Source organism: Mycolicibacterium arcueilense (genome assembly GCF_058536225.1).
This window is the reverse complement of record NZ_JBZTYL010000035.1, coordinates 86,910-109,450: the sequence shown is the minus strand read 5'-3', so window position 1 is coordinate 109,450 and position 22,541 is coordinate 86,910. Positions and strand designations below refer to the sequence as shown.

At 67.5% G+C, this 22,541-nt stretch carries 20 protein-coding genes and 1 pseudogene; 9 read left to right on the top strand and 12 right to left on the bottom strand.

Annotated elements, in window-relative coordinates; all coding sequences use genetic code 11:
* The first annotated feature begins 7 nt into the window (after positions 1 to 7).
* Together AC4LGL_RS30110 and AC4LGL_RS30105 are read left to right on the top strand one after the other, a co-directional pair.
* Positions 8 to 1,207 carry a M23 family metallopeptidase gene (locus AC4LGL_RS30110; protein ID WP_491841943.1) on the top strand — a complete coding sequence of 400 codons (1,200 nt, stop codon included), beginning with the start codon at positions 8 to 10 and terminating at the stop codon, positions 1,205 to 1,207.
* Positions 1,194 to 1,559 carry a DUF3054 domain-containing protein gene (locus tag AC4LGL_RS30105; RefSeq protein WP_491841942.1) on the top strand — a complete coding sequence of 122 codons (366 nt, stop codon included), beginning with the start codon at positions 1,194 to 1,196 and terminating at the stop codon, positions 1,557 to 1,559. The genes AC4LGL_RS30110 and AC4LGL_RS30105 overlap by 14 nt, the downstream gene beginning before the upstream one ends.
* On the opposite strand, the gene AC4LGL_RS30100 is transcribed toward AC4LGL_RS30105, so the two are convergent.
* The 4 genes from AC4LGL_RS30100 to AC4LGL_RS30085 all read right to left on the bottom strand — a co-directional run bounded on the left by AC4LGL_RS30100 (position 1,547) and on the right by AC4LGL_RS30085 (position 4,785).
* Positions 1,547 to 2,893, bottom strand: a complete 1,347-nt coding sequence (locus AC4LGL_RS30100; protein ID WP_491841941.1) for a HAMP domain-containing sensor histidine kinase — start codon at positions 2,891 to 2,893, stop codon at positions 1,547 to 1,549. The genes AC4LGL_RS30105 and AC4LGL_RS30100 overlap by 13 nt on opposite strands.
* 37 nt (positions 2,894 to 2,930) lie before the next feature.
* Positions 2,931 to 3,599, bottom strand: coding sequence for a response regulator transcription factor (locus AC4LGL_RS30095; protein WP_167769574.1), 669 nt, complete (start codon positions 3,597 to 3,599; stop codon positions 2,931 to 2,933).
* A gap of 76 nt (positions 3,600 to 3,675) precedes the next feature.
* Positions 3,676 to 4,059 (bottom strand): heme-binding protein, encoded by a 384-nt coding sequence (locus AC4LGL_RS30090; protein ID WP_491841940.1) that lies wholly within the window; start codon positions 4,057 to 4,059, stop codon positions 3,676 to 3,678.
* Between the two features lie 168 nt (positions 4,060 to 4,227).
* The gene (locus tag AC4LGL_RS30085) at positions 4,228 to 4,785 is read right to left on the bottom strand and encodes a hemophore (protein WP_491841939.1); all 558 of its coding nucleotides are present in this window, start codon (positions 4,783 to 4,785) and stop codon (positions 4,228 to 4,230) included.
* Between the two features lie 268 nt (positions 4,786 to 5,053).
* On the opposite strand from AC4LGL_RS30085, the gene AC4LGL_RS30080 reads away from it, so the two are divergent.
* Both AC4LGL_RS30080 and AC4LGL_RS30075 read left to right on the top strand, forming a co-directional pair.
* The gene (locus tag AC4LGL_RS30080; RefSeq protein ID WP_491841938.1) at positions 5,054 to 7,921 is read left to right on the top strand and encodes an MMPL family transporter; all 2,868 of its coding nucleotides are present in this window, start codon (positions 5,054 to 5,056) and stop codon (positions 7,919 to 7,921) included.
* A 467-nt stretch (positions 7,922 to 8,388) separates the two neighbouring features.
* Positions 8,389 to 8,829: pseudogene (locus AC4LGL_RS30075) on the top strand (hypothetical protein); the annotation flags it as partial.
* A gap of 27 nt (positions 8,830 to 8,856) precedes the next feature.
* Here the strand turns inward: AC4LGL_RS30075 and AC4LGL_RS30070 are convergent.
* Positions 8,857 to 9,546: a hypothetical protein gene (locus AC4LGL_RS30070; protein ID WP_491841937.1), complete on the bottom strand. Its 690-nt coding sequence runs from the start codon at positions 9,544 to 9,546 to the stop codon at positions 8,857 to 8,859.
* Complete coding sequence (locus AC4LGL_RS30065) at positions 9,543 to 10,142, bottom strand: hypothetical protein (RefSeq protein WP_491841936.1); 600 nt, start codon at positions 10,140 to 10,142, stop codon at positions 9,543 to 9,545. The genes AC4LGL_RS30070 and AC4LGL_RS30065 overlap by 4 nt, the downstream gene beginning before the upstream one ends.
* A 65-nt stretch (positions 10,143 to 10,207) precedes the next feature.
* Between AC4LGL_RS30065 and AC4LGL_RS30060 the strand changes: the two genes are divergently transcribed.
* Entirely contained in the window at positions 10,208 to 12,196 is a 1,989-nt protein-coding gene (locus AC4LGL_RS30060) for a M13 family metallopeptidase (RefSeq protein ID WP_491841935.1), read from the top strand.
* Between the two features lie 57 nt (positions 12,197 to 12,253).
* Here the strand turns inward: AC4LGL_RS30060 and AC4LGL_RS30055 are convergent, their stop codons facing one another.
* Positions 12,254 to 13,273, bottom strand: a complete 1,020-nt coding sequence (locus AC4LGL_RS30055) for a L,D-transpeptidase (RefSeq protein WP_491841934.1) — start codon at positions 13,271 to 13,273, stop codon at positions 12,254 to 12,256.
* A gap of 142 nt (positions 13,274 to 13,415) precedes the next feature.
* Positions 13,416 to 14,663, bottom strand: coding sequence for an MFS transporter (locus AC4LGL_RS30050; protein ID WP_491841933.1), 1,248 nt, complete (start codon positions 14,661 to 14,663; stop codon positions 13,416 to 13,418).
* 138 nt (positions 14,664 to 14,801) lie between these two features.
* Here AC4LGL_RS30050 and AC4LGL_RS30045 point away from each other — a divergent pair, with 138 nt between their 5' ends.
* The gene (locus AC4LGL_RS30045; protein ID WP_055119508.1) at positions 14,802 to 15,101 is read left to right on the top strand and encodes an MTH1187 family thiamine-binding protein; all 300 of its coding nucleotides are present in this window, start codon (positions 14,802 to 14,804) and stop codon (positions 15,099 to 15,101) included.
* Here the strand turns inward: AC4LGL_RS30045 and AC4LGL_RS30040 are convergent.
* Entirely contained in the window at positions 15,098 to 15,325 is a 228-nt protein-coding gene (locus AC4LGL_RS30040) for a hypothetical protein (protein WP_491841932.1), read from the bottom strand. The genes AC4LGL_RS30045 and AC4LGL_RS30040 overlap by 4 nt on opposite strands.
* A gap of 2 nt (positions 15,326 to 15,327) precedes the next feature.
* Entirely contained in the window at positions 15,328 to 15,633 is a 306-nt protein-coding gene (gene ricR / locus AC4LGL_RS30035) for a copper-sensing transcriptional repressor RicR (protein WP_003884906.1), read from the bottom strand.
* A gap of 98 nt (positions 15,634 to 15,731) precedes the next feature.
* Between ricR and AC4LGL_RS30030 the strand changes: the two genes are divergently transcribed.
* The 3 genes from AC4LGL_RS30030 (at position 15,732) to AC4LGL_RS30020 (ending at position 19,284) form a co-directional block, all read left to right on the top strand.
* Positions 15,732 to 16,196 carry a hypothetical protein gene (locus tag AC4LGL_RS30030; RefSeq protein WP_491841931.1) on the top strand — a complete coding sequence of 155 codons (465 nt, stop codon included), beginning with the start codon at positions 15,732 to 15,734 and terminating at the stop codon, positions 16,194 to 16,196.
* 65 nt (positions 16,197 to 16,261) lie between these two features.
* Positions 16,262 to 17,962 (top strand): dihydroxy-acid dehydratase, encoded by a 1,701-nt coding sequence (gene ilvD, locus AC4LGL_RS30025; RefSeq protein WP_491841930.1) that lies wholly within the window; start codon positions 16,262 to 16,264, stop codon positions 17,960 to 17,962.
* Between the two features lie 155 nt (positions 17,963 to 18,117).
* Positions 18,118 to 19,284, top strand: coding sequence for an ankyrin repeat domain-containing protein (locus AC4LGL_RS30020; RefSeq protein ID WP_491841929.1), 1,167 nt, complete (start codon positions 18,118 to 18,120; stop codon positions 19,282 to 19,284).
* Here the strand turns inward: AC4LGL_RS30020 and AC4LGL_RS30015 are convergent.
* Together AC4LGL_RS30015 and AC4LGL_RS30010 are read right to left on the bottom strand one after the other, a co-directional pair.
* Entirely contained in the window at positions 19,256 to 21,862 is a 2,607-nt protein-coding gene (locus AC4LGL_RS30015) for a LuxR C-terminal-related transcriptional regulator (protein WP_491841928.1), read from the bottom strand. The two genes, AC4LGL_RS30020 and AC4LGL_RS30015, sit on opposite strands and share 29 nt — an antisense overlap.
* A 179-nt stretch (positions 21,863 to 22,041) precedes the next feature.
* The gene (locus AC4LGL_RS30010) at positions 22,042 to 22,482 is read right to left on the bottom strand and encodes an SPW repeat protein (protein ID WP_491841927.1); all 441 of its coding nucleotides are present in this window, start codon (positions 22,480 to 22,482) and stop codon (positions 22,042 to 22,044) included.
* Between the last annotated feature and the right edge of the window lie 59 nt (positions 22,483 to 22,541).

Genomic DNA, 22,541 nt, shown 5'->3' with positions numbered 1-22,541 from the left:
GACGTCCATGCGAATCCGGTATCCGATCGCGGTGCTCGTGCTGACCTTGGCCGGGTGCTCGTCGGCGCAGACTCCGCAGTCGGAGTCGCCCACGACCACCACTCCGCCACCGGTGGTCACACCCGTGGTGGGATCGGTTCTGGCCGAACCGGTCCCGGTGGCGGCCACCGATGGCCGCACCCACCTGGCGTACGAGGTGATGCTGACGAATACCTCGCCGGGTGTCGTCACCCTCAACTCACTGAGCACCGCGACGGGCGACCGCAAGCTGCTCACCCTCTCCGGGGACAGCCTCAAGTACTGGACCAGGGCCGTGGGAAATTCCGCTGTCGGAACCAACGTGCTCGGCCCCGGGCAAAGTGCTTACGTGTGGCTGGACGTGATCGCCGACGATCCGACGCAGGTGCCCACCGAGCTCACCCACGAACTCGGGATCACCGTGGCCAAGCCGATGCCGCCGCTGGTCCCGCCGACCCTGACCGAATCCGTGGCGCCGGTATCGGTGCAGACCCGCAAGCCGGTGTCCATCTCCCCGCCGCTGACCGGCGACAACTGGGTCGACGCCAACAGTTGCTGCGACATGACACCGCACCGCATGGCGCTCAACCCGATCAACGGAAAAGTCTGGGCGGCAGAGCGTTTCGCGATCGACTACGTGCAGCTCGGCGCCGACGGCCGGATCTTCGCCGGGGACCGGGCGAAGGTGGCGAGCTACCCCTATGTCGGCTCGGAGATCCACGCGGTCGCCGACGGGCCGGTGGTGGCCGTGCTCGACGGACTCAACGAGCAGGTTCCCGGTGTCACGCCGAACGGTCTGACCCTGCAGCAGTACGGCGGCAACCACATCGTGCAGGACATCGGTGACGGCAACTACGCCTTCTATGCGCATTTGCAGCCGAACAGCCTCAAGGTCAAACCCGGTGACAAACTCAGCACCGGGCAGGTCATCGGCGCGCTCGGCAACTCCGGCAACTCCGATGCACCGCATCTGCACTTCCATGTGATGGACGGGCCGGATCCGTTGGCGTCCAATGGCTTACCATTTACCTTCAAATCGTTCCGGCTCGATTCCCGGCTCACATCGCTGAGCGCCGCCGACGCACTCTTCGACGGGAAGCCGGCCGCGCGGCAACCGGGCTTCGCCGAGCGCGACCAAACCGACGTCAGCCCACTGGTACTGGATGTGATGACCTATGCGACGAGCTAGCGGCACGGCCTTCCTGGTGGACCTGATCTGCGTGGTGGTGTTCTGCACCATCGGCCGGCGCAGCCATGCGGAGGGCCTGACGGTGGCCGGCGTGGCCGAGACCGCATGGCCGTTCCTGACCGGAACCGTGGTGGGCTGGTTGCTCTCCCGCGGTTGGCAGCGGCCGACGTCGTTGGCCCCGACCGGGGTCGTGGTGTGGATCAGCACGGTGGTGGTCGGCATGGTGTTGCGCAAGCTGACCTCGACCGGAGTGGCCGTCAGCTTCATCATCGTCGCCTCGCTGACGACCGCGCTGCTGCTGTTGGGCTGGCGCGCGGTGCTCGCCGGGCTGCGGCGTCGTCAATCCGCCTGAGCCGCATCCTCTGTCGGTGAGCCCGACATGGCAACGGTCAACGTGGCCCGCAGGCCACCGAGAGGCCCGTCGGACAACGTGATCTCGCCACCGTGCAACTGAGCCTGCTGCGCCACCAGCGCCAGGCCCAGCCCGGAGCCGCCTGCCATCGCGGTGCTGCCGCGGCGGAACCGGCCCAGCACGGTCTGGTGCTCCTCGACCGGTAGGCCGCGCCCGTTGTCGTCGACGGTGATGACCAGGAACTCGCTGTTGCGGTGCGCGGTCAGCACGATCCGGGTGGCCTCGCCGTGGACAACCGCATTGCGCACCAGGTTGTCCACCGCGATGCGCAGCCCGCCGGGCCAGCCCATCACCAGGCCGATGTCATCGGCGACGTGCACGTCGATCCGGACATGCGCGCTGCCCCGGGCGTTCTCTCGCACCACCCGGTCGAGCAGATCGGCGATGTCGATCAGTTCGCGGTCTTCGGCCTGGGCCAGTTGTCCCGAGGCGAGCTGACCCAGTGCAGTGATGATGGCCTCGACCCGGCGTTGCGCCCTGGACAGATCGGCGACCACCTCGTCACGTTCGGACTCGGGCAGGTTGTGGATTCGCAGGGTGTCGAGGTCTGCGCGCATCGCGGTCAGGGGCGTGCGCAGCTCGTGTGCGGCGTTGGCGGCGAAATCCTGTGCCGCCTGAAGGGAATTGGTGGTGGCGCGCTGCGCGGCAGCCAGCCGGGTGAGCATGCCCGCCATGGCCTCCGACAGGTCCTCGGCCTCCCGCACGCCGCGCACCTTCGGCATCGTGTCGGTGCCGCTGTCCAGTTTCGAGGTGTGCTCGGTGAGCTTACGCAGCGGCCGGATGGCCGGCCCCGCCAACAGCCAGCCCAACCCACCGGCCACCAGAACCGTGGCCACGCCGAACGCACTGTACAGCGGAATTCTGTTGGGGCTCAACAAAATACTGTCCGCGCGGATACCGATGGACATCAGCACTCCGCCGTGCTGGTCCACGTGGACGGTGCGTACCCGGTAATCGACGCCGTTGACCTCGACGGTCTCGGTTCCCGGCGGCAGCTCAGGCAACTGGAAGCCCCGCTGGAACACCACCTGCCCGGTTGACCGCGACCGGCCGGTGGTCAACACGCCGCGCGTCGGATCCTGGAGGTGCTCGGGGTTGATGCTGGCGTCGACGATCGAATCGAGCCTGCGGTCCAACTGTGCAGAGTCGTTGTTGGCCAACACCACCGAGGTCAGGATGGTGAACACCGCGACCACCGCAGCGGCGGCCAGCGCCGAGGCCACCGCGACCCTGGTGCGCAGCGACGCCGAACGGATGAAGCCGAAGATCCGCACCTACTGCTGGTTCCCCACCGAATCGATCACGCGACCCTCACGCATCTTCCCGCAGCACGTACCCGATCCCCCGGACGGTATGGATCACCCGGGGCACGTCCGGTCGCTCGAGCTTGCGCCGCAGATACGAGATGAACACGTCGGCGACGTTGGTGTCCACGTCGAAGTCGTATCCCCAGACCAGCTCGAGGAGCCGCTGCCGGGACAGCACCACGCCGGTGTTCTCCGCCAACACGGCCAGCAGGTCGAACTCCCGCTTGGTCAGGTCGACACGATCGCCGCCGACGAACACCAATCGGCGGGCGGTGTCGATGGTCAACGCCCCGACGGTCATGGTGTCCGACGGACGGTCGGTGTGGCTCGCCCGGCGCAACAACGCGTTGAGACGTGCCACGAGTTCACCGAGGTCGAACGGTTTCGTCAGATAGTCGTCCGCGCCTGCCTCCAGTCCCGCGATGCGGTCGTTGACCGTGTCACGGGCCGACAACACGCAGATCGGGATCTCGTTGCCCAATGCCCGCAGGGCGGTGACCACGGCGACGCCGTCGAGTTCCGGCATCTGGACGTCGAGAACGAGCGCGTCGTGCGACTCGTTCGACAACAGGCGCAGTGCCTCCTTGCCGGACGCCGCGACCCGGACATCGAACCCCGAATGCCGCAATCCGCGGGCAACCGAAGTACGCACATCCGGGTCGTCGTCGACCATCAGCACCGTGCGGTTCACGCTCTCGGGTGTCACGTGTCCTTCGCCGCTGGCGGGGGTAGCTTCCACCCGCACTCGGTTACGGGATGGAGGGAGCCGGAGCTTCGCCGCAGCGGTTCTTCAGGTCTACCAGCGGCTGGCGGATACCGGTCAGCTCGGCCTTGGTCTGCGGGTTTGCTTCGAGGTAGTCGTGCACCTTGGTCTTGACCTCCTCGCGCGGCAGGCCTTCCAGGCTGGTGAAGAAGTTGTTCACATCGGGATGGGTGAACAGGTAGGCCGAAGTCGATGCCGATACGCCCGAAGCCACGCCGGCCAGATCGGCTGCGCTGCAGTTGGGAGGGTTGTTCGCCGGGTCGTCGGCAAGCGCCGACGGGATGGCGCCGAGCAGCATCGCACCGGCTACAGCGCCGGCGCCGGCCACGCCAGCTACCACGCGCCGCGCATTTCGGGCCGAGAGCAACATGGTCAAGCTCCTTCATCGGATAGGGAAGGCCGTAACCCCAAACGGTTATCGGCTCAAGAAAGCTAAGCAGAATCCGTGACGACTTTCCTGCCTTGTGCGCAAACCGCCGCGCCGGGCCGTGAACCCGCAGCTCAACGGTGTCACCGCCGCGACGCGACGGCGGCGGAGCTAGCGCGTCGAGGCCGTTGTGGGACCCGGAAGCGGACCGGAGCCCGGTCGCACGGCCGAGGCCGCCGGGGATTGCGCGGGCACCGCGACGCTGGGCACTCCGACGTTCTGCGCCGAGGGCAGCGCACCCGGCAAACCACCGGTGGCCGTCCCGCCCTGTGATTGGGTGGCCTGCACCAGCCCCATCAGCTGCGGCAGCGTGACCGGCAACTTGCAACGCGATCCCAAGACGGTCAGGGGCTGCTGCAACTGCTGGATGTCCTTGGCCGCCTGCGGGTTGGCGTCGAAGTAGGTCTTGAGGGCCGCGATCGACTGGGCTCCACCCTGCTGCTGACTGATCGTGGTCAGGGCCTGGTTGGTCTGCGGGTGGGTGTCGAGGTAGTTGCCGATGTTGGTCGCCACACCGCCCGCGGTACGGGCGACCTCACTGGCCGCGCAGGGATCGCTCGCAGCCGTGGCGGACGGAACCATGAGCGCGGCCACCGTCGCACCGCCTGCCGCGATCGCCGCGAAGGCGACGGCCAGCGAGCGGCGCAATCCACCGTTGGTCGGTTGCATGGAGAACTCCTTCAGCGTGGGCCCCGGCGCATACGTCAGCCGGGGTCGTCCTTGGCTATGTCGCCGGACAGCGCTGTTCTGTTAGCGACGGTGACGTAACGCTATCGGGGTCAGCTGTGGATATTGCTGTGAGAAGTCTCAGGGCGATCTCAGAACCCGCAGAGAGCGGGCCACACTACACCGCTAGAGGTACGCTCTGGCTGACACAAGCCAGGACACGCCCAGCCACGTCGGGGGGAGAAAGCGGGGACCTCGCATCCAGCAGTTCATGATGCGCTTGAGCAGCTATCTGCGCAGATTCCGCTGGGCGGTTTTCGCGACATGGTTGTTGCTTCTGGTGCCCTCGATCTACCTCGCGATCAACCAGTCGTCCAATCTGACCGGCGGCGGTTTCGACGTCGAAGGTTCACAGTCGCTCCACGTCCAGCGACAGCTCGAGGAACATTTCCCGGATCAGGGCGCGTCCCCGCTTGCCCTGATCGCCTCTCCCCGCGCGGACGCCTCGTTCCAGGACATGAACGCCGCGGTGGCCACGCTGGAGAAGATCGCGGGGCAGGTGCCCAGCGTCAAGATCGTGCCGAATCCCCAACAGCCCGCCCCCCAGCCAGACCGGCCCTACGTCATCACCTTGCAGCTGGACTTCAACAACACCGGCGCAGTGGACGTGGCCAAACAGCTGCGCCAGAAGGTCGGGGTGCACGGCGAAGACCCGGGTGAGAACGAGAACGGCAAGGTCAAGTTCTACGTCATCGGGCAGGGCGCGCTCGGCGCGGCGGCCACCCAGGCCACCAAGCACGACATCGCCGCGGCCGAGAAGTGGAACCTGCCGATCGTGTTGATCGTGCTACTGGCGGTGTTCGGCTCGCTGGCCGCCGCGGCGCTGCCACTGGTGCTCGGTATCTGCACGGTCGTGGTGACCATGGGCCTGGTCTATCTGCTGTCGATGTACACGCAGATGAGTGTGTTCGTCACCTCGACGGTGTCGATGTTCGGCATCGCCCTGGCCATCGACTACTCGCTGTTCATCCTGATGCGGTACCGCGAGGAGTTGCGGGCGGGCCGCGACCCAGCCGATGCGGTCGACGCTGCGATGGCCACCTCCGGGCTGGCGGTGGCCCTGTCCGGCCTCACCGTCATCGCCTCGGTCACAGGCATCTACATCATCAACACCCCGGTGCTGGTGTCGATGGCCACCGGCGCGATCCTCGCGGTCGCGGTCGCGGTCCTGACCTCCACCACACTGACCCCGGCGGTGCTGGCGACGTTCGGCCAGGCGGCGGCCAAGCGCTCGTCCTACCTGCACTGGTCGCGCCGCGCCGAGGCCACCCAGTCGCGGTTCTGGACCCGCTGGACCGGCGCCGTGATGCGCCGCCCGTGGGCTTCGGCCGTCGGCGCGACGATCCTGTTGCTGATTCTGGCTGCACCGGCGTTCGGCATGGTGCTGGGCAACAGCATGCAGCGCCAGTTCGAGCCCACCCACGAGATCCGCGGCGGGGTCAACGCGGCCGCCGACGCCCTCGGGCCCGGCGCGCTCGGCCCGGTGCGGGTGCTGGTGACGTTCCCCTCAGGAGACGCAGGCGGCGCGTCCTCTCCCGCGCGCACTGCCGCACTCGACGCAGTGCGCCAGGAGATGACCCGGGCACCCAACGTGCAGACCGTGCAGCCGCCCGTTTTCGCCGACAACAACAACAGCGCACTGCTGTCGGCAGTGCTGAAGGTGGACCCCGAGGATCTGGCTGCCCGCGAGGCCGTCGACTGGATGCGGGACAACCTGCCGAAGGCCGCGGGCTCGAACGCCAGCGTCGACGTCGGCGGTCCCACCGCACTGATCAAGGACTTCGACGACCGGGTGTCGAGCACCCAGCCGCTGGTCTTCCTGTTCGTCGCACTGATCGCCTTCGTGATGTTGTTGGTGTCGATCCGGTCGGTGTTCCTGGCACTCAAGGGTGTGCTGATGACGGTGCTGTCGGTGGCCGCGGCCTACGGCAGCCTGGTGGTCGTCTTCCAGTGGGGCTGGTTCGAGGAGTTGGGCTTCCAGAAGATCAGCTCGCTCGACAGCACCGTTCCGCCGTTGGTGCTCGCCATGACCTTCGGTCTGTCGATGGACTACGAGATCTTTTTGCTCACCCGGATTCGGGAGCGGTTCCTCCAGACCAACAGCACGCGTGACGCGGTCGCCTACGGAGTCAGCACCAGCGCGCGCACCATCACCAGTGCCGCGTTGATCATGATCGCGGTGTTCATCGGGTTCGCTTTTGCCGGCATGCCGCTGGTGGCACAGCTGGGAGTGGCCTGCGCGGTGGCCATCGCGGTCGATGCAACGGTGGTCCGGCTGATTCTCGTGCCCGCCCTGATGGCCATGTTCGACGAGTGGAACTGGTGGTTGCCGCACTGGTTGGACAGGCTGTTGCCCGAGGTGGACTTCGAGAAGCCTTTGCCCAAGGTCGAGGTCACGGATCTGGTGATCATCCCCGACGACATCTCCGCGCTGGGCCCGAGCGGATCAGACCTGCGCATGATGGTCCGAACTGCCGCCCGAATGAAACACCTTGCCCCACAGACGATCATCGTCACCGATCCACTGGCCTTCAGCGGCTGCAGCAAACCATCTGCGCGGCTGGCGGCGCGGCGGCCGGGCGGACCGAAGCGCTGCCCCGGTGTCCATCCGGTGACGATGTGGCGGGGCAGGCTGTCGGTAGCCGTGGACGCGCTGGAGGCCGAGGCGGACGCGCAGCGGGCACCGATGGAGCGCCTCGGCCCCGTCGAGACCACCAATGTGCAGCTGCCGACCGGTGATCGGCTGCAGATCCCGACCGGCGCCGAAACGTTGCGGCTGAAAAGTTACCTGGTGATGTGTCGTAACAGCGCCAAGGACTTCGAAGAGTTTGCTGATCTTGTCGAGTCGATGGAAACCGAGACTGCAGCTCTGGTGTTGTCGGGCATGGACCGGTATTACTGTGGGCAGAACCCGAAGAGCAGATGGGTGGCCACGCAGCTGGTGCGGCGACTGGCCGACCCGCAGCCGTCCGATGAACACGAGTTCGCGATGTCGGACCCGGATGCAGCTGCCGAATGGGAGAAGGTCAGGCAGCGCTGCCTGTCAGTTGCGGTAGCGATGCTGGAGGAGGCGAAGTGACGTTGGCCCCCGACGTCCGGGAACCGAGGGATGCGCGGATTGCGCGTCGCGACGAGATTCAACCGGTTCAATCGTCCGCTCGGCGTCCCCAGGGACCGCAGGCCCAACGCACCGCCGGGCCGCGCACGCCCGCCCAACGCACCACCGCCCAACGCGCCAACGCCCAGCGGCCGGCGTCGACTCAACGGCCCGCATCCGCTCAACGCGACGCTTCGGCTCCGCGCACGACATCACAGCGCGATACCGCCTCACGCACTTCCGGGCAACGCAGTTCGGCACAACGCTCCCAGAATGCGTCCACCCAGGTACAACGGAAACAGGAGCAACGCACTCCTGGGCACGACACCAAGGGACAACGCACACAGGGACAAGGAACGCAGACGTCACGCACACCGGTACAGCGCTCACAGCAGCCGGCACAGCCACGGCCACCGCGTCAGGGCCAGGCCGCGCCGCAGCAGCGTCAGCCCGCCTTCGACGACCGGCCGGTCGAGTACTGGCCGACCGCGGCGATCCGCGCCGCCCTGGAGACCGACGACATGGCGGTCTGGCAGCGCATCGTCGCCGCGATCAAGCGTGACCCCTACGGCCGCACCGCCCGCCAGGTCGAGGAAGTGCTGCAGACCGCCCGCCCCTACGGGGTGTCCAAGGCGCTGTCCGAGGTGCTGGTGCGCACCCGTGAGCACCTGGAAGCCACCGAGCGCGCCGAGGTCGCCCACCAGATCCAGGCCATGCTGCGCCGGTCCGAACTTCAGGCACCCGAGTTCGCCTCGCGCATCGGGATATCCAACGAATCCTTCGCCGACTACCTGGAGGGCACCACCAGTCCGCCGGCCTCGCTGCTGCTGCGCATGCAGCGCCTCTCGGACCGGTTCGCCAAGCTCTCCGCGCAACGTTCGGCGAAGTAGTCCGCTCCGGCTGAGGACCCCGCCGCGTCAGCGAGAGTGCAGCGGGGTGACATTGTCGACGAGCCAACGCCCGTCGCTCTTGCTCAAGGCCACCCGCAGCGCCATGACGGCATTGTCGGTGGGTTTGCCCGGAGCACTCTGAGTTCCCCGCAGCACCACAGCCACACTGGCCACCTGCGGACCCAGTGCCTCCACCCCGGCCGAAATGGTAGCGGCCGTGGCGGATACGTTCTTGCTCGCCAATTCCTTTGCCACATTGGCGAATTCGTTCTTGAACTGCTGAGCCTGATCGGGCGACATCATGGCGGTCGCACGGTCGATCGAGGAGGTCGGGCTCTGCGGGCTGAACGTGGCGGTGGCCTCCGAGACGCTGCTGGCGATGCGCACCACCTCGTCACGGTCGTTGTTGAAGGTGCGGTCGGGCACCGTCCAGCGCAGGTAACCCACCGTCACCGCGGCCACCACAGCGGCGGCAGCCACGCCCGCGACTGCGAGACGCAGCCCGGGGGCATCGTCATCGGTGCCCAGGGTCACGCCGTCGCGCCGGGCCAGCACGATGTTGACGATGACGCCCTGCACGATCAGCAGGCACAGCACCGAGCACAGCGACACCCACCACAGCGGCCAGGACAGCGCCAGCCCGATGTAGAGGACCGCCGCGATCGCGGCCAGCGGGGCGGCGATGTCGAACGCCAGGACGCGCAACCGGTTCCTCATCGGATCGGCTCCAGCCGCGAGACCATCAGGTTGCCGTCGACGTCGGAGACGTCCAGCCGCAGGTTCCAGCGCACGGTCTGGGGCTTGTCGGTGCCGGCGTTCTCACTGACCGAGGTGGCCACCACGAGCACGGTGTCGGTGCGCGACACCATCCCGGCCAGCTCCTGCTTGGGCGCGGGCACCGGACGACCGTCCGGGCCTGGCGGCGGGTGGTACAGCGATTCGATGGCCACCGAGTCGATCTGGCCGGTGGTGCGGGCCTGCAGCCGCTGCACCAGGTCGCGGTAGGGCTGCACGGCCGCATCGAAGTCGGCATTGAGCTGACCGACGGTGCCCTCGCGCAGCTTCTGCATACCGGCCTCGACGGAGTCCTTGTTGATGTTGATCAGGATGTTGGACCAGTCGGCGGCCGCCCGCAGCACCCGGGTCTGGTACGCGCGTTCGTCGGTCTCACTGCGATGTCCGGTCCACACCATCGCGGCCAGGACCACCGCGGCGACGGCGATCAGGCCCGCGACCGCCGAGGCGAAGCCGAAGCCGGTGATAGCACCGCCGGAGTGATCGTTGGTGCTGTCCTTGCTGGGCGCCTCGGGCATGGCCGTGAGGGTACCGGCAGCCGAACCGCCCCAGCGCACCCGCGGCCTTCTGGAAGAATGTCGGGGTGACGGTAGAAGCGATCAAGTCGGGTATCGACCTGAGCCATGTCGACCCGCAGGCACGCCCGCAAGACGATCTGTTCGGCCACGTCAACGGCAGTTGGCTGACCGACTACGAGATACCCGCCGACCGCGCCACCGATGGCGCCTTCCGGCTGCTGCACGACCGCGCCGAGGAACAGATCCGCGATCTGATCACCCAGGCAGCAGCGTCCGGCGCCGAGCCCGGCACCGACGAGCAGCGCATCGGCGATCTGTACGCCAGCTTCATGGACGAGCAGACCATCGCCACGCGTGGCCTGGCACCGCTGCTGGCCGAGCTCGCCCTGATCGACGGCGCCGCCGACAGCGACGCGCTGGCCTCGGTGCTGGGCGGCCTGGAGCGCACCGGGGTGTCCGGTGGAGCCGGCGTCTATGTGGACACCGATTCCAAGGACTCGACGCGCTACCTGCTGCACATGAGCCAGTCCGGCCTCGGGCTGCCCGACGAGTCCTACTACCGCGACGAGCAGCACGCCGAGATCCTGGCCGCCTACCCCGGCCACATCGCCCGGATGTTCACGTTGGTCTACGGCGCAGACACCGCGGAGGCCCAGACCGAGACCGCGGCTCGGATCGTCGCGCTGGAATCCAAGCTGGCCGCCGCGCACTGGGATGTGGTCAAGCGCCGCGACGCCGACCTGACCTACAACCTGCGCAAGTTCACCGACCTGTCCACCGATGCGCCGGGATTCGACTGGACCTCCTGGCTTGGCGCTATCGGCACCACCCCGGAGAAGGCCTCCGAGCTGGTGCTGCGTCAGCCCGACTACGTGACGGCGTTCGCCGCACTGTGGGCGAGTGAGGATCTGGAGGACTGGAAGGCCTGGACCCGCTGGCGCGTCATCCATTCGCGCGCGAGCCTGCTGACCGATGACCTGGTGGCAGAGAACTTCGATTTCTACGGCCGCACCCTCAGCGGCACCGAGCAGAACCGCGACCGGTGGAAGCGCGGCGTCTCTCTGGTGGAGGGCCTGATGGGCGATGCGCTGGGCAAGCTCTACGTCCAGCAGTACTTCCCGCCGGAGGCCAAGGCGCGGATGGACGAGCTGGTGGCCAACCTGCGCGAGGCCTACCGGGTGAGCATCAACGAGCTGGACTGGATGACGCCGGAGACCAGGGCCAAGGCGCTGGTGAAGCTCGACAAGTTCACCCCCAAGATCGGCTACCCCGCCCGGTGGCGCGACTACTCGGCCCTGGTGGTCGAGCGCGACGACCTGTACGGCAACTACCGCCGGGGCCACGTCGTGAACTCCGACCGCGAGCTGGCCAAGCTGGGCGGGCCGGTGGACCGCGACGAGTGGTTCATGACCCCGCAGACGGTCAACGCCTACTACAACCCGGGAATGAACGAAATCGTCTTTCCCGCAGCCATTCTGCAGCCGCCGTTCTTCGACGCCGAGGCCGACGACGCCGCCAACTACGGCGGTATCGGCGCGGTGATCGGGCACGAGATCGGCCACGGTTTCGACGACCAGGGCGCCAAGTACGACGGTGACGGAAACCTGGTGGACTGGTGGACCGATGCCGATCGCGCCGAATTCGGGGTCCGCACAAAGGCTTTGATCGACCAGTACGAAAAGTTCACCCCGCGTGGGCTGGATGGCTCCCACCACGTGAACGGCGCGTTCACCGTCGGGGAGAACATCGGCGACCTCGGCGGGCTGTCCATCGCCCTGCTGGCCTATCAGCTGTCGTTGAAGGGCCAGGAAGCTCCGGTGATCGACGGACTCACCGGTGTGCAGCGCGTCTACTTCGGCTGGGCCCAGGTGTGGCGGACCAAATCCCGTGATGCCGAGGCGATCCGGCGCCTGGCCGTGGATCCTCACTCACCGCCGGAGTTCCGCTGCAACGGCGTCATCCGCAACATCGACTCCTTCTACGAGGCGTTCGAGGTGGCCGACTCCGACGAGCTGTACCTGGAACCGGCTCAGCGCGTGCGCATCTGGAATTAGTCCGGATACAACAAAACCCCTGCCCACCGGCAGGGGTTTTGTTGTATCGACGTTCGTCTAGAACATCTGCCAGTCGGATGCACCGTCAGGCGTGTTGTACCAGCCGCCACCGGTGTTCTTGATCACCACCGGGTCACCGCTGCCGAAGTTGTCATAGAACCACTTGGCGTTCTCCGGGCTGAGGTTGATGCAGCCGTGGCTGGTGTTGCTCTTGCCCTGCTGGGCGACGGACCACGGGGCGCTGTGCACGAAGACGCCGCTGTTGTCGATGCGGACGGCGTCCTGCACCTTCAGCTTGTAGCCCTCCTTGGAGTCCACCGGCACACCGTAGGTCGAGGAATCCATGATGATGTCGGGGAACTTCTCCAGCACGTAGTAGGTGCCGTTCTTGGTCTCATGCTTGCCGTCAGGCTTGCCCATCGACACCGGGAAGGTCTTCTCCAGCTTCCCGTTGCGCAGGATCTCCATCTGGTGGGCCTTGTCGTCAACCGTCGCCACCAGGTAGTCGCCCACCCGGAAGCTCGACTTCGTGCCGGCCGCGTCGATGTTCACCACGGTGTTGGACGGCCAGAAGTCCTGCGGGCGCCAGCGCAGCTGAGTGTCGGTGACCCAGTAGAAGCGGCCTGCCACCGGCGGGTTCGACGTGATCCGAATGGCGTCCTGGGCCATCTGCCGGTTGGCGATCGGCCGTTGGAAGTTGATGTAGATCGGCTTGGCGACGCCGACCATCGACCCGTTGACCGGGTTGAACGACGGCGGCAGGAACGGTGCTTCGCCGGTGAACGGCTCGGAGCTCTGCCCGGGCGCGTTGCCCTCGGTGAACGGGACGGTCGGGGAGCCGTAGTTGATGATCGGCGCGGGCGTCGACGGAGCGCCCGGAGCGGCGGCGGCCGGAGCCGCCGGGTCGGCCGGCAGCGGGGGGATGTAGGCGCCCGGCGGGGGGCCCGGAACAGCAGGGTCGACGGGTGCCGGCGGCACCTCGGGGTCTGCGTACGCGGCCGGGCTGAGCACCAGCCCACCGAACAACCCCGCAGCCATGAAAGCAGTGATCAGTCGACGTTTTGCCGATTTCGGCATGAGTAACCTCCAGACAGCACAACTCGCTCCAGTGTCTCACAGCACGGTGACCAGCTACTGCCGCGAGAAGCCGTCATCCCCCGGCAGCAGCCGATTCCACGGCGCTGAACTGCGGTGTTTATCGAGTGTGAGCGTGCTCGCGTTACTTCTCGGTGGTGGGGCAGGAAACTACGAATACGCCACGGGACGACGCGACGCCACACATCGACACGACGATCAGGGCCGCGGCCGCGGCCACTGTCGGCGCCGCTCCGCCGTGGTCGTAGATGCCGCCGCCGATCAGCGCACCGCCCATGATGCCGATCTGGAAGGCCGCGACATACAGCCCGGAGGCTCTGTCGGGGTCTTCCGGAGACGTGCGCATCGCCGAGGCCTGCAGCATCGGCGGCAACGCCGTGGAGGCCGCGCCCCAGGCCACGATGGCCAGCGCACCGAGCACCAGAGCCACCCGACCGTCAACGTGTTCGACGGCCACCATCGACAGCGTCAGCAGCGCGGCAGCCAGCACCGCGAGGCACCCCAGCACCGACGCCTTCGGCCACAGGTCCAGCGGCCGGGCCATGGCGGCCATCCCGGCCAGACCCGCGACGCCGAACGCCGCCAGCAACCAGGCCAGATGTGGGCCGTGGATCCCGACCACGTCGCGGATGATCACCACGATGAAGGTGAAGGCGATGAAGTGCCCGGTGACACCGATCATCGTCACCGTGGACAGGATGAGCAGACGCCGGTTTCGCCGGCGTCCGTGCCGCGCCCCATCGACAGCGGTCGAGCCGGCCGTGGGCGCGAGCGGTGGCAGCATCGTCCATGCCGCCAGCGCCACCACCGCCGCAGCCACGGCGACCACCACCACGGCAAGCCGCCAGCCCCACATTTCGCTCATCGCCGCGGCGAGTGGGTTGCCCACCACCAGAGCCAGGCCGGTGCCGACATAGATCGCCGCGGTGGCCCGGCCGGCGTGACTGGCCGGGACCAACCGTGCGCCGATCGGTGCGATCACCGACCACATCAGTCCATGGGCCAGCGCGCACAGCACCCGCCCACCGGCCAGCACCGCGAAGTTCGGGGCGAGCGCCGAGATCACCTGCGAGACCGTCAGGCACACGAGGGTGGCGACCAAGGTCCGGCGTCGCGGCCAGCGTGCCGTCAGCCGGACCAGCGCGACGGTGGTGAGTGCGGCGACCAGGGCGTAACTGGCCATCAGCGTAGCGACCAGGCCCTCGCTGACCCGGAGGTCTGTGGCGATCGCCGGCAGGGCACCGACCGGGAGCATCTCGGCAGTGACGTAGATGAACGCCGCCGCTGCGAGGACGGCGAGTTGCGTGGCAACACGCGGTGTCCACGGGCTGATGTGGGCGGAAAGCGATTCGCCGGTGACGCTGAAGGTCATTCTGGGATGCCACGGTAGTGCCATAACGTTGCCGTGCGTGGTTGCCGACCCGAGAGACCGCTACCCGCGTTCGTAACGTCAGGGCGGGACTTCGGCGCCCGGACCGCCGCAGCATTACGAGCGCGCACAATCGAATCTGTGATTGTCGCGTTCAGCATCAGCCCCGCCGGCGGGGACGAGTCCGGAAGTGTCAGCGCTGCGGTGGCCGAGGCCGTGCGGGTGGTGCGGGCCTCAGGCCTGCCCAACGAGACCAACGCCATGTTCACGAACGTCGAAGGTGAATGGGACGAGGTGATGGCCGTGGTGAAACAGGCCGTCGAGGTCGTCGCGGCGGTGTCCCCACGGGTCAGCCTGGTGTTGAAGGCCGACATCCGGCCCGGTTACACCGGGCAGCTCACCGCGAAGGTCGAACGGATCGAGCAGGCGCTGGGCGGCTAGCGCGGTTCCCGGTTGTCGTCGAACGGCTCCTCGGCCACGATCTGGACGTTGTCCTCGATCGGCGGGGTCCAGTGGCCCGCCATCGGCGCTCCATATCGCGCCGCGTACGCCTCGCTCAGGTCGACCAGGTCCGGGTCCTTGCGCCACCGCCGGATCCCCGTGACGACGATGAACACCACCGCCGCCACGATGAAGGCGACAAGTGCGAGCTTGAGGATAAGCATGGTCAGGAGCGGACCAAGCGGGCAATCGCGGCCGATGCCTCGGCCAGCTTCGCCTCGGCCTGGTCACCACCTTCGGAGACCGCCTGCGTCACACAATGCCCGAGGTGCTCGTCGAGCAGACCGAGCGCCACGGATTGCAGAGCACTGTTGACGGCGCTGATCTGGGTCAGCACGTCGATGCAGTACTTGTCCTCGTCGATCATCTTGGCGATGCCCCGGACCTGGCCTTCGATCCGGCGCAGCCGCTTGGCGTAGTTCTCCTTCTGCGCCGAGTAGCCATGTGCGCCCGAGCTGTCAGCCACGTCCATGAACCCCATCATACCGGTACCCCACCGGGGTATGCACGCCCGTTTGGCCGGGAGAAATGCCGCAGAACGGCCGGCGCTCGGCCGATACGCTGACTCCGATGACGATGCCACCCTGGCCAGGGCCGCACGGACAGCCGCCGGCCTATACCGCACCGGGGTACCCGCCCGCCCAGCCGGCCCCGTATCCCGCGGCCCCGGGTGCGCGCCGGTCATCTGCGGTCGGCACCACGGTCACCGTGGTCAGCGTCGTTCTCGCGGTCGCACTGTGGATCGTCGCCGTGCTCGGTGCGGCGGCGGCCGCGTGGCTGTCGTTGTTCTTCGGGATGTCGACCGATACCTGCCACGCCACCTGCGGCCCGACCCCGTATGACGATCAGGTCTATCCGACCATCTTCGGCTGGATCGGGGGCGGTCTGATCGCCGGATTCGCCGGCAGCATCGTCATGGTCTTCTTCACCCGCCGCTGGCTCTGGGTGTGGCCGCTGGTGTCGATCGTGTGCACCGTGATCGGGTTCCTCATGGGGCTCGACCTGACCATCAAGTCCACCGAGTGGACCGGCTGACCTGCGCCGCTTGGGCATGGTAAAGAATTTGGGCGGCTAACTAACCCGGGGGCATACTTACCCCCATGTCTTCCGACCAGCCCGATATCAAGCCCCGCAGCCGCGACGTCACCGACGGCCTGGAGAAGGCCGCAGCCCGCGGAATGCTCCGCGCGGTAGGGATGGGCGACGACGACTGGGTCAAGCCGCAGATCGGCGTCGGCTCGTCGTGGAATGAGATCACCCCGTGCAACATGTCGCTGCAGCGGCTCGCCCAGGACGTCAAGGCCGGTGTGCACGAGGCCGGCGGCTACCCGCTGGAGTTCGGCACCATCTCGGTGTCCGACGGCATCTCGATGGGCCACGAGGGGATGCACTTCTCGCTCGTCTCCCGTGAGGTGATCGCCGACAGCGTCGAGACCGTGATGCAGGCCGAGCGCCTCGACGGTTCCGTGCTGCTGGCCGGCTGCGACAAGTCGATCCCGGGCATGCTGATGGCCGCGGCCCGTCTGGACCTGGCCTCGGTGTTCTTCTACAACGGCTCGATCATGCCGGGTGTCGCCAAGCTCACCGACGGCACTGAGAAGGAAGTCACCATCATCGACGCCTTCGAGGCCGTCGGGGCGTGCGTGCGCGGGCTGATGTCGCGGGAGGACGTCGACATCATCGAGCGTGCCATCTGTCCGGGCGAGGGCGCCTGTGGCGGCATGTACACCGCGAACACCATGGCATCGGCAGCCGAGGCACTCGGAATGTCGTTGCCGGGCAGCGCATCTCCGGTGGCCGTGGACAAGCGGCGCGGCGAGTTCGCCCGCAAGTCGGGCGAAGCCGTCGTCGAGATGCTGCGCCGCGGCATCACCGCGCGCGACATCCTCACCAAGGAAGCGTTCGAGAACGCCATCGCCGTCGTGATGGCGTTCGGCGGGTCCACCAACGCGGTGCTGCACCTGCTGGCGATCGCGCGTGAGGCCGAGGTGGAGCTGACCCTGGCCGACTTCACCCGCATCGGCAACAAGGTGCCGCACCTGGCCGACGTGAAACCCTTCGGCCGCCACGTGATGAAGGACGTCGACGAGATCGGCGGCGTGCCGGTGGTCATGCGCGCGCTGCTGGATGCCGGTCTGCTGCACGGCGACTGCCTGACCGTGACGGGTAAGACCATGGCCGAGAACCTGGCCCACATCGCGCCGCCGGACCCCGACGGCAAGGTGCTGCGCGCGATGAACAACCCGATCCACCCCACCGGCGGCATCACGATCCTGCACGGATCGCTCGCCCCAGAAGGTGCCGTGGTGAAGTCTGCAGGGTTCGAATCCGACGTTTTCGAGGGCACCGCAAGGGTTTTCGAGCGCGAACGGGCCGCCCTGGACGCGCTGGAGGACGGCACCATCACCCACGGCGACGTCGTGGTCATCCGCTACGAGGGGCCCAAGGGCGGCCCGGGAATGCGCGAGATGCTGGCCATCACCGGCGCGATCAAGGGTGCCGGGCTGGGCAAGGACGTGCTCCTGATGACCGACGGCCGGTTCTCCGGCGGGACGACGGGCCTGTGCGTCGGGCACATCGCTCCGGAGGCGGTTGACGGTGGGCCGATCGCGTTCGTCCGCGACGGTGACCGGATCCGGCTCGACGTCGCCAACGGCACGCTCGACATCCTGGTCGACGAGGCCGAACTCGCCGGCCGCAAGGACGGCTGGCAGCCGCTGCCCCCGACCTACACCACCGGCGTCCTGGCCAAGTACACCAAGCTGGTCCAGTCAGCCGCCGTCGGCGCCGTCTGCACGTAGGACCCCGGCAAAGCTCAGTGGTAGCGTGACGTCGGGCGTGCAGGAACGCCCGACGTCCGCTCGAAGAGGCCAAGCCTCCCTGCACGTTGAGTTGTCGTGTGACCGACCTCTTCTCAGCCCGATTCGCGGACACGGGCGTCTGAGAGGAGGCCGTCATGGCCAGCCGTCTGCCGAGCAACCCCTCGATCGAGCACCTCCGCGATGAAGCCCGCAGGCTGCAGCGCGCGAATCGCACCCCGCTGCACCAGGCGCAGCTGACCGTCGCCCGCGCGTACGGTTTCAGCAGTTGGCCCAGGCTCGTGCACTACCTTCGGGATGCGGCACAGCTCAGCATCGACCCAGGCGCGCTCGACGAGAACAACCTCGACGCCGCCGATCGATTCTGCTCATGGGCATCGTTGCGCTACAACGAAACCGATGCTCCGCCCCGGTGGCAGGCCGCCGCCGAGATGCTCGAGTCCGAAAGGAATCTGGTCGACGAGCACGTCTGGGCCGCCGCGTCGGCGACGGATCCGGCCGCGCTGGCACGCCATCTGACGAATCATCCGGAACTCGCGAACACCGGCGGCGGACCGTTCGGCTGGGTTCCGTTGATGTACCTGTGCTATTCGCGGGTTCCGTTGGGCTGCAGTGCCGATGACGTCCTCACCAGCGCGACGCTGCTGCTCGACGCCGGCGCCGATCCGAATGCCGGGTACCTCTGGTGCGGGATGTCGACGCCGTTCACGGTGCTCACGGGTGTGTTCGGTGAGGGGGAACAGGGTCCGCGGCGTCAGCCCCGCCATCCGTTCGCGCCGGAGCTGGCCACGTTGCTGCTGACGAGAGGCGCTCATCCCGCCGACCAACAGACGCTGTACAACCGGATGTTTCGCGCCGACGATTCCCACCTGGAACTGTTGTTCGCCCACGGTCTGGCCGAGGCTGGGCCCAGCCCGTGGGAGCTGAGGCTGGGTGAGGCCATGGAAAACCGTGCCGAGATGTGGGGACGCCAGATCGGCTGGGCCGCCGAGCATGGCTTCACCAGCCGGCTCGACCTGCTGGCCCGGCACGGTATCGACGTATCCGCAGCGCACGTCGTCGTCCCGGCGTTCCCGGACGACCCGAACGTTTTCGACGACGAAGGCGCGACGCCCCTGCACCAGGCGGCCTGGTCCGGTGATCTCGAACTGATCCGACGACTCCTCGACGCCGGTGCCGACGCGACCATCACCGACCGGAGATTCGGCTCCACGCCACTGGATTGGGCCGAGCATGCCTACCAGACCGAGGCTGCAGATCTGCTCAGAGGCGTCGTCACAGCCCCTTCGGACCCCGCCGGATGATCGCGGCGAGTTCCTCGCGTGAACTGACGCCCACCCGCTGGCAGGCCCGGTACAGATGGCCTTCGACGCTGCGCACCGACATCACCAGCCGCTCGGCGATCTGTTTGTTGGACAGACCCGCTACGACGAGTTCGACGATCTCACGCTGCCTTCCGGTCAGCGGCTGTCCGGCCGGGTTGCGCAACGCCGGGGTGCACAGCCCGCCGCATTCGTCGGCGCCCTCCTGCGCCAGCGCGGCCGCGTAGGCGCTGCGCTTGCCCTGACCGTGGCGGCCGAAAGCGACCGCGGCCTGCGCCATCGCGTCGGTGGCGGTGGCCCGGTCGCCGAGAGCCCGGTATTCCTCTGCGGCGGTGAGCAATCCGGTACCGTCATCGGCTGCGAGTGCCTCAAGATGACCGGCCACCGTTTGGGCGAGCGGCAGTTTCAACGTGTCGGCCAGCTCGCGTGCGCGCGCCGCACCGGTGGTGTCGCCCCACTGGGCGGCCGTCTGCAGACACAGCAGTTCATGGGTCGGCTGCTCGCGTTGCCCGGCATCGCGCCCCGCGGCGCGGACCACATCGATGGCATCGGTCAGCGCACCACCGGCCGCCAACGTCCACCCGGTGGCCACCGACATCGCGGTGTTCATGAACACGTAGTCGTCGGGCACCCGCCGCTCGGCCCAGGCCAGCGCCTCCTCAGCGGCGGCCGTCTGCCCGAGCTTGGCGTGCGCCTCGGCCAGCGAAAAGCAGCTGGCAACCCGCAAACCCGTGTTCACCTCATGCGTTTCGGCACCTGCGTATGCCTCGTGCAGGTGTTTGACCGCAGTGGCGAGGTCGGCTCGAACCAGTTCCGCATGGCCCAGCAGGTAGGCGAGGTTGGCGTAGGCCAGCCCGGGGATGTCGCGCGCCGATTCATCCAGCCGCGCGGCCGTGGTCGTGCACTCTTCGATACGCCCGGTGAGACGACAGGCCCTGCCGTGGACCGCACCGAACCAGTAACGCATCCAGGAAGATTCGAACGAAGCAGCGGACCTCGCGATCGCGGTGTCCGCAATCTCGTTGATCTCGTCGGCATGCCCCAACGCACCGAGTGCCATCATCAGCGCGATCGAGGCGACCATGGCATGGAAATCCGGCAGCTCGCCAGATGCCAGAGCAGTCCTGGCACCTTCTTCCGCGTCGACACAACGGCCGAGGACCACATCGACTCCGGCCTGTACTGCCAGCCGTTCCATCCGCTGTCCATCGGATTCGTCAGTGCCGGAGAGCTTTTCCAAGACCGCGTGCGCATCGAGTGGCCTACCGAGCATCCAGGTGAGATTCGCCGCCCGCACCGTCGCCCAGTGGTGACTGTCCGGCTTGCCTTCGGCGCTGATGTCGCGCAGCACCGCCTCGGCCTCTTCACCCCGGCACAGCAGGATCAGCGTCATGGCCCGCATCGGCGCGGCCTCCGGTGCGCCGCATTCGGCTGCGGCAGCGGCGAATCGGTCAGCGGCGTCAGGGTCGAGCAGAACGGCAGCGCAGCGGGCGGCCGTGAGGTAGAGCTCCGGATCCGGCGGCAGGTCGGAGTGCAGGGCCAGCAACGCGCGGCGAACGGTCGCCCGCATGTCTCCGTCGGCCTCCGACTCCAGCCGTCGCGCGAGCCTCCCCCGGATCCTCGACAGGTGCATCTCGCCCGCTGTCGCCCTGCGCAATTGGCCGTACAACGGATGCGCGAGGGTCGCCACCAACCCGCGCCCGGAGCGCTCGACCCTGACCAGATGCATCTGCTCTGCGGCTTCCAGGTCGGCGGGCTCCACGAGATCGCCCAGGACGTCGACGCTCAGTGGCTCGCACTGTGACAGCGTGTCGAGCACCAACGCCATGCCGGGGTCGAGTCCACCGAGGCGACGCCCCACCATGTCGGTGATGCTCTGGGACACGGCCACATCGCCGTCCCACATCCACACCCCGGCGGACTTGCGCATCCGCCCGGCGGCGATCTGGTCCTTCACCAGCTGCAGCAGGTACAGCGCGTTGCCTCCGGTCAGCTTCCAGAACCGGCGCGTGCTGCGGCTGTCCACCGGGCCCGCGACCGCCGATTCGATCAGCGTGGCGGCCGCCGCGGCGGACAGCGGTTCGAGGTCGATCCGGTCGAGCAGGCTGTCCTTCCACAGGGCGGTCACCGCGTCGGGTTCCGGACCGCCGGAACGCGCGGTGACGACGAGACGTACTCCCTGCGTCTGCGCCAGTTGATGTACGACGTGCGCGGACAGCGGGTCGAGCAGGTGGGCGTCGTCGACGCCGATGACCACCTTGCCCATGCGCTGCTGAGCGACGAAGGAATCGATCACGCGACGCACGTCCGGCAGCGGGTCGCACATGCTCTGGCTGATCGATCCGGTGAACGCCCCGAGCGGGATGGCGCGTGCGGATTCGGTCCCGACGAACCAATTGGTCCGGTGTCCTGACGACGCCGCGTGGCTCAGGGCCTCCCGAGCCAACCGGGTCTTGCCGACCCCGGCACTGCCGACGATCACCACACCGTGGTGGGTTCCCGGCCCACCAAGGGAGCGACGGATCGTCGCCAGTTCTTCTTCCCGCCCCGCCAGCTTCATGTCAGCAGTTGGTACCCGCCATCGCCGTCATCGGAAGTCCCGCGATTGCCCAGGATATGGCGTCAAACCTGCCCGCGGGTGGCAAATTGACGCATCTTCGGATACCCGGACGTGATCCAGGCGCGCCGATTCCCCACCAGCCGGGGTCCGGCTGGTGGGTCAAGGTGCGCGCTTGCCGGTTAGGCGTGCCGCGCTTCGGAATTGCGCACCTGCATCCCGAAATACATCGCGGTGAAGCCCAGCACCATCACCAGCGCACCGCTGATCACATGCGACCAGATCATCCCGGCGCCCGGTCCACTGACGAACACCCACGGCGAGATGATCAGCCACACACCGAATATCGGCAGTGTCCAGGTCATGCCGTGCGCGCGATCCAGCGCGAAGCTGAAACACATCGACAGGAACGCGATCGCCCCACCGACGATCAGATCGTTGACCGTCAGCCGGTTGAAGGCGTCGTAGCCGACGATCCACGGGGACAGCGCGACGTACATCGCTGTCAGCAACGTCAGGCCGAAGGTGACCTGCGCGGCCATCGACTCTGCGACGCGGTCATAGCCGGCCCGCAGGGCCAGGATGTCCGGGTGTAGGTCGATCGATGAATGGACTGCACTCATTTCTTGTCCTTTCCGTTACACAGCAAGGCGTTTGGGCCCTACCGCCCCCATCCATCGCT

Excerpts from the sequence above, each read along its gene's own strand:
- AC4LGL_RS30110 (WP_491841943.1), top strand. The coding sequence starts at position 8 with ATGCGAATCCGGTATCCGATCGCGGTGCTCGTGCTGACCTTGGCCGGG.
- AC4LGL_RS30105 (WP_491841942.1), top strand. The coding sequence starts at position 1,194 with ATGCGACGAGCTAGCGGCACGGCCTTCCTGGTGGACCTGATCTGCGTG.
- AC4LGL_RS30095 (WP_167769574.1), bottom strand. The coding sequence starts at position 3,599 with ATGGTCGACGACGACCCGGATGTGCGTACTTCGGTTGCCCGCGGATTG.
- AC4LGL_RS30090 (WP_491841940.1), bottom strand. The coding sequence starts at position 4,059 with ATGTTGCTCTCGGCCCGAAATGCGCGGCGCGTGGTAGCTGGCGTGGCC.
- AC4LGL_RS30085 (WP_491841939.1), bottom strand. The coding sequence starts at position 4,785 with ATGCAACCGACCAACGGTGGATTGCGCCGCTCGCTGGCCGTCGCCTTC.
- AC4LGL_RS30080 (WP_491841938.1), top strand. The coding sequence starts at position 5,054 with ATGATGCGCTTGAGCAGCTATCTGCGCAGATTCCGCTGGGCGGTTTTC.
- AC4LGL_RS30070 (WP_491841937.1), bottom strand. The coding sequence starts at position 9,546 with ATGAGGAACCGGTTGCGCGTCCTGGCGTTCGACATCGCCGCCCCGCTG.
- AC4LGL_RS30065 (WP_491841936.1), bottom strand. The coding sequence starts at position 10,142 with ATGCCCGAGGCGCCCAGCAAGGACAGCACCAACGATCACTCCGGCGGT.
- AC4LGL_RS30055 (WP_491841934.1), bottom strand. The coding sequence starts at position 13,273 with ATGCCGAAATCGGCAAAACGTCGACTGATCACTGCTTTCATGGCTGCG.
- AC4LGL_RS30050 (WP_491841933.1), bottom strand. The coding sequence starts at position 14,663 with ATGACCTTCAGCGTCACCGGCGAATCGCTTTCCGCCCACATCAGCCCG.
- AC4LGL_RS30040 (WP_491841932.1), bottom strand. The coding sequence starts at position 15,325 with ATGCTTATCCTCAAGCTCGCACTTGTCGCCTTCATCGTGGCGGCGGTG.
- ricR (WP_003884906.1), bottom strand. The coding sequence starts at position 15,633 with ATGGACGTGGCTGACAGCTCGGGCGCACATGGCTACTCGGCGCAGAAG.
- AC4LGL_RS30030 (WP_491841931.1), top strand. The coding sequence starts at position 15,732 with ATGACGATGCCACCCTGGCCAGGGCCGCACGGACAGCCGCCGGCCTAT.
- ilvD (WP_491841930.1), top strand. The coding sequence starts at position 16,262 with ATGTCTTCCGACCAGCCCGATATCAAGCCCCGCAGCCGCGACGTCACC.
- AC4LGL_RS30020 (WP_491841929.1), top strand. The coding sequence starts at position 18,118 with ATGGCCAGCCGTCTGCCGAGCAACCCCTCGATCGAGCACCTCCGCGAT.
- AC4LGL_RS30015 (WP_491841928.1), bottom strand. The coding sequence starts at position 21,862 with ATGAAGCTGGCGGGGCGGGAAGAAGAACTGGCGACGATCCGTCGCTCC.
- AC4LGL_RS30010 (WP_491841927.1), bottom strand. The coding sequence starts at position 22,482 with ATGAGTGCAGTCCATTCATCGATCGACCTACACCCGGACATCCTGGCC.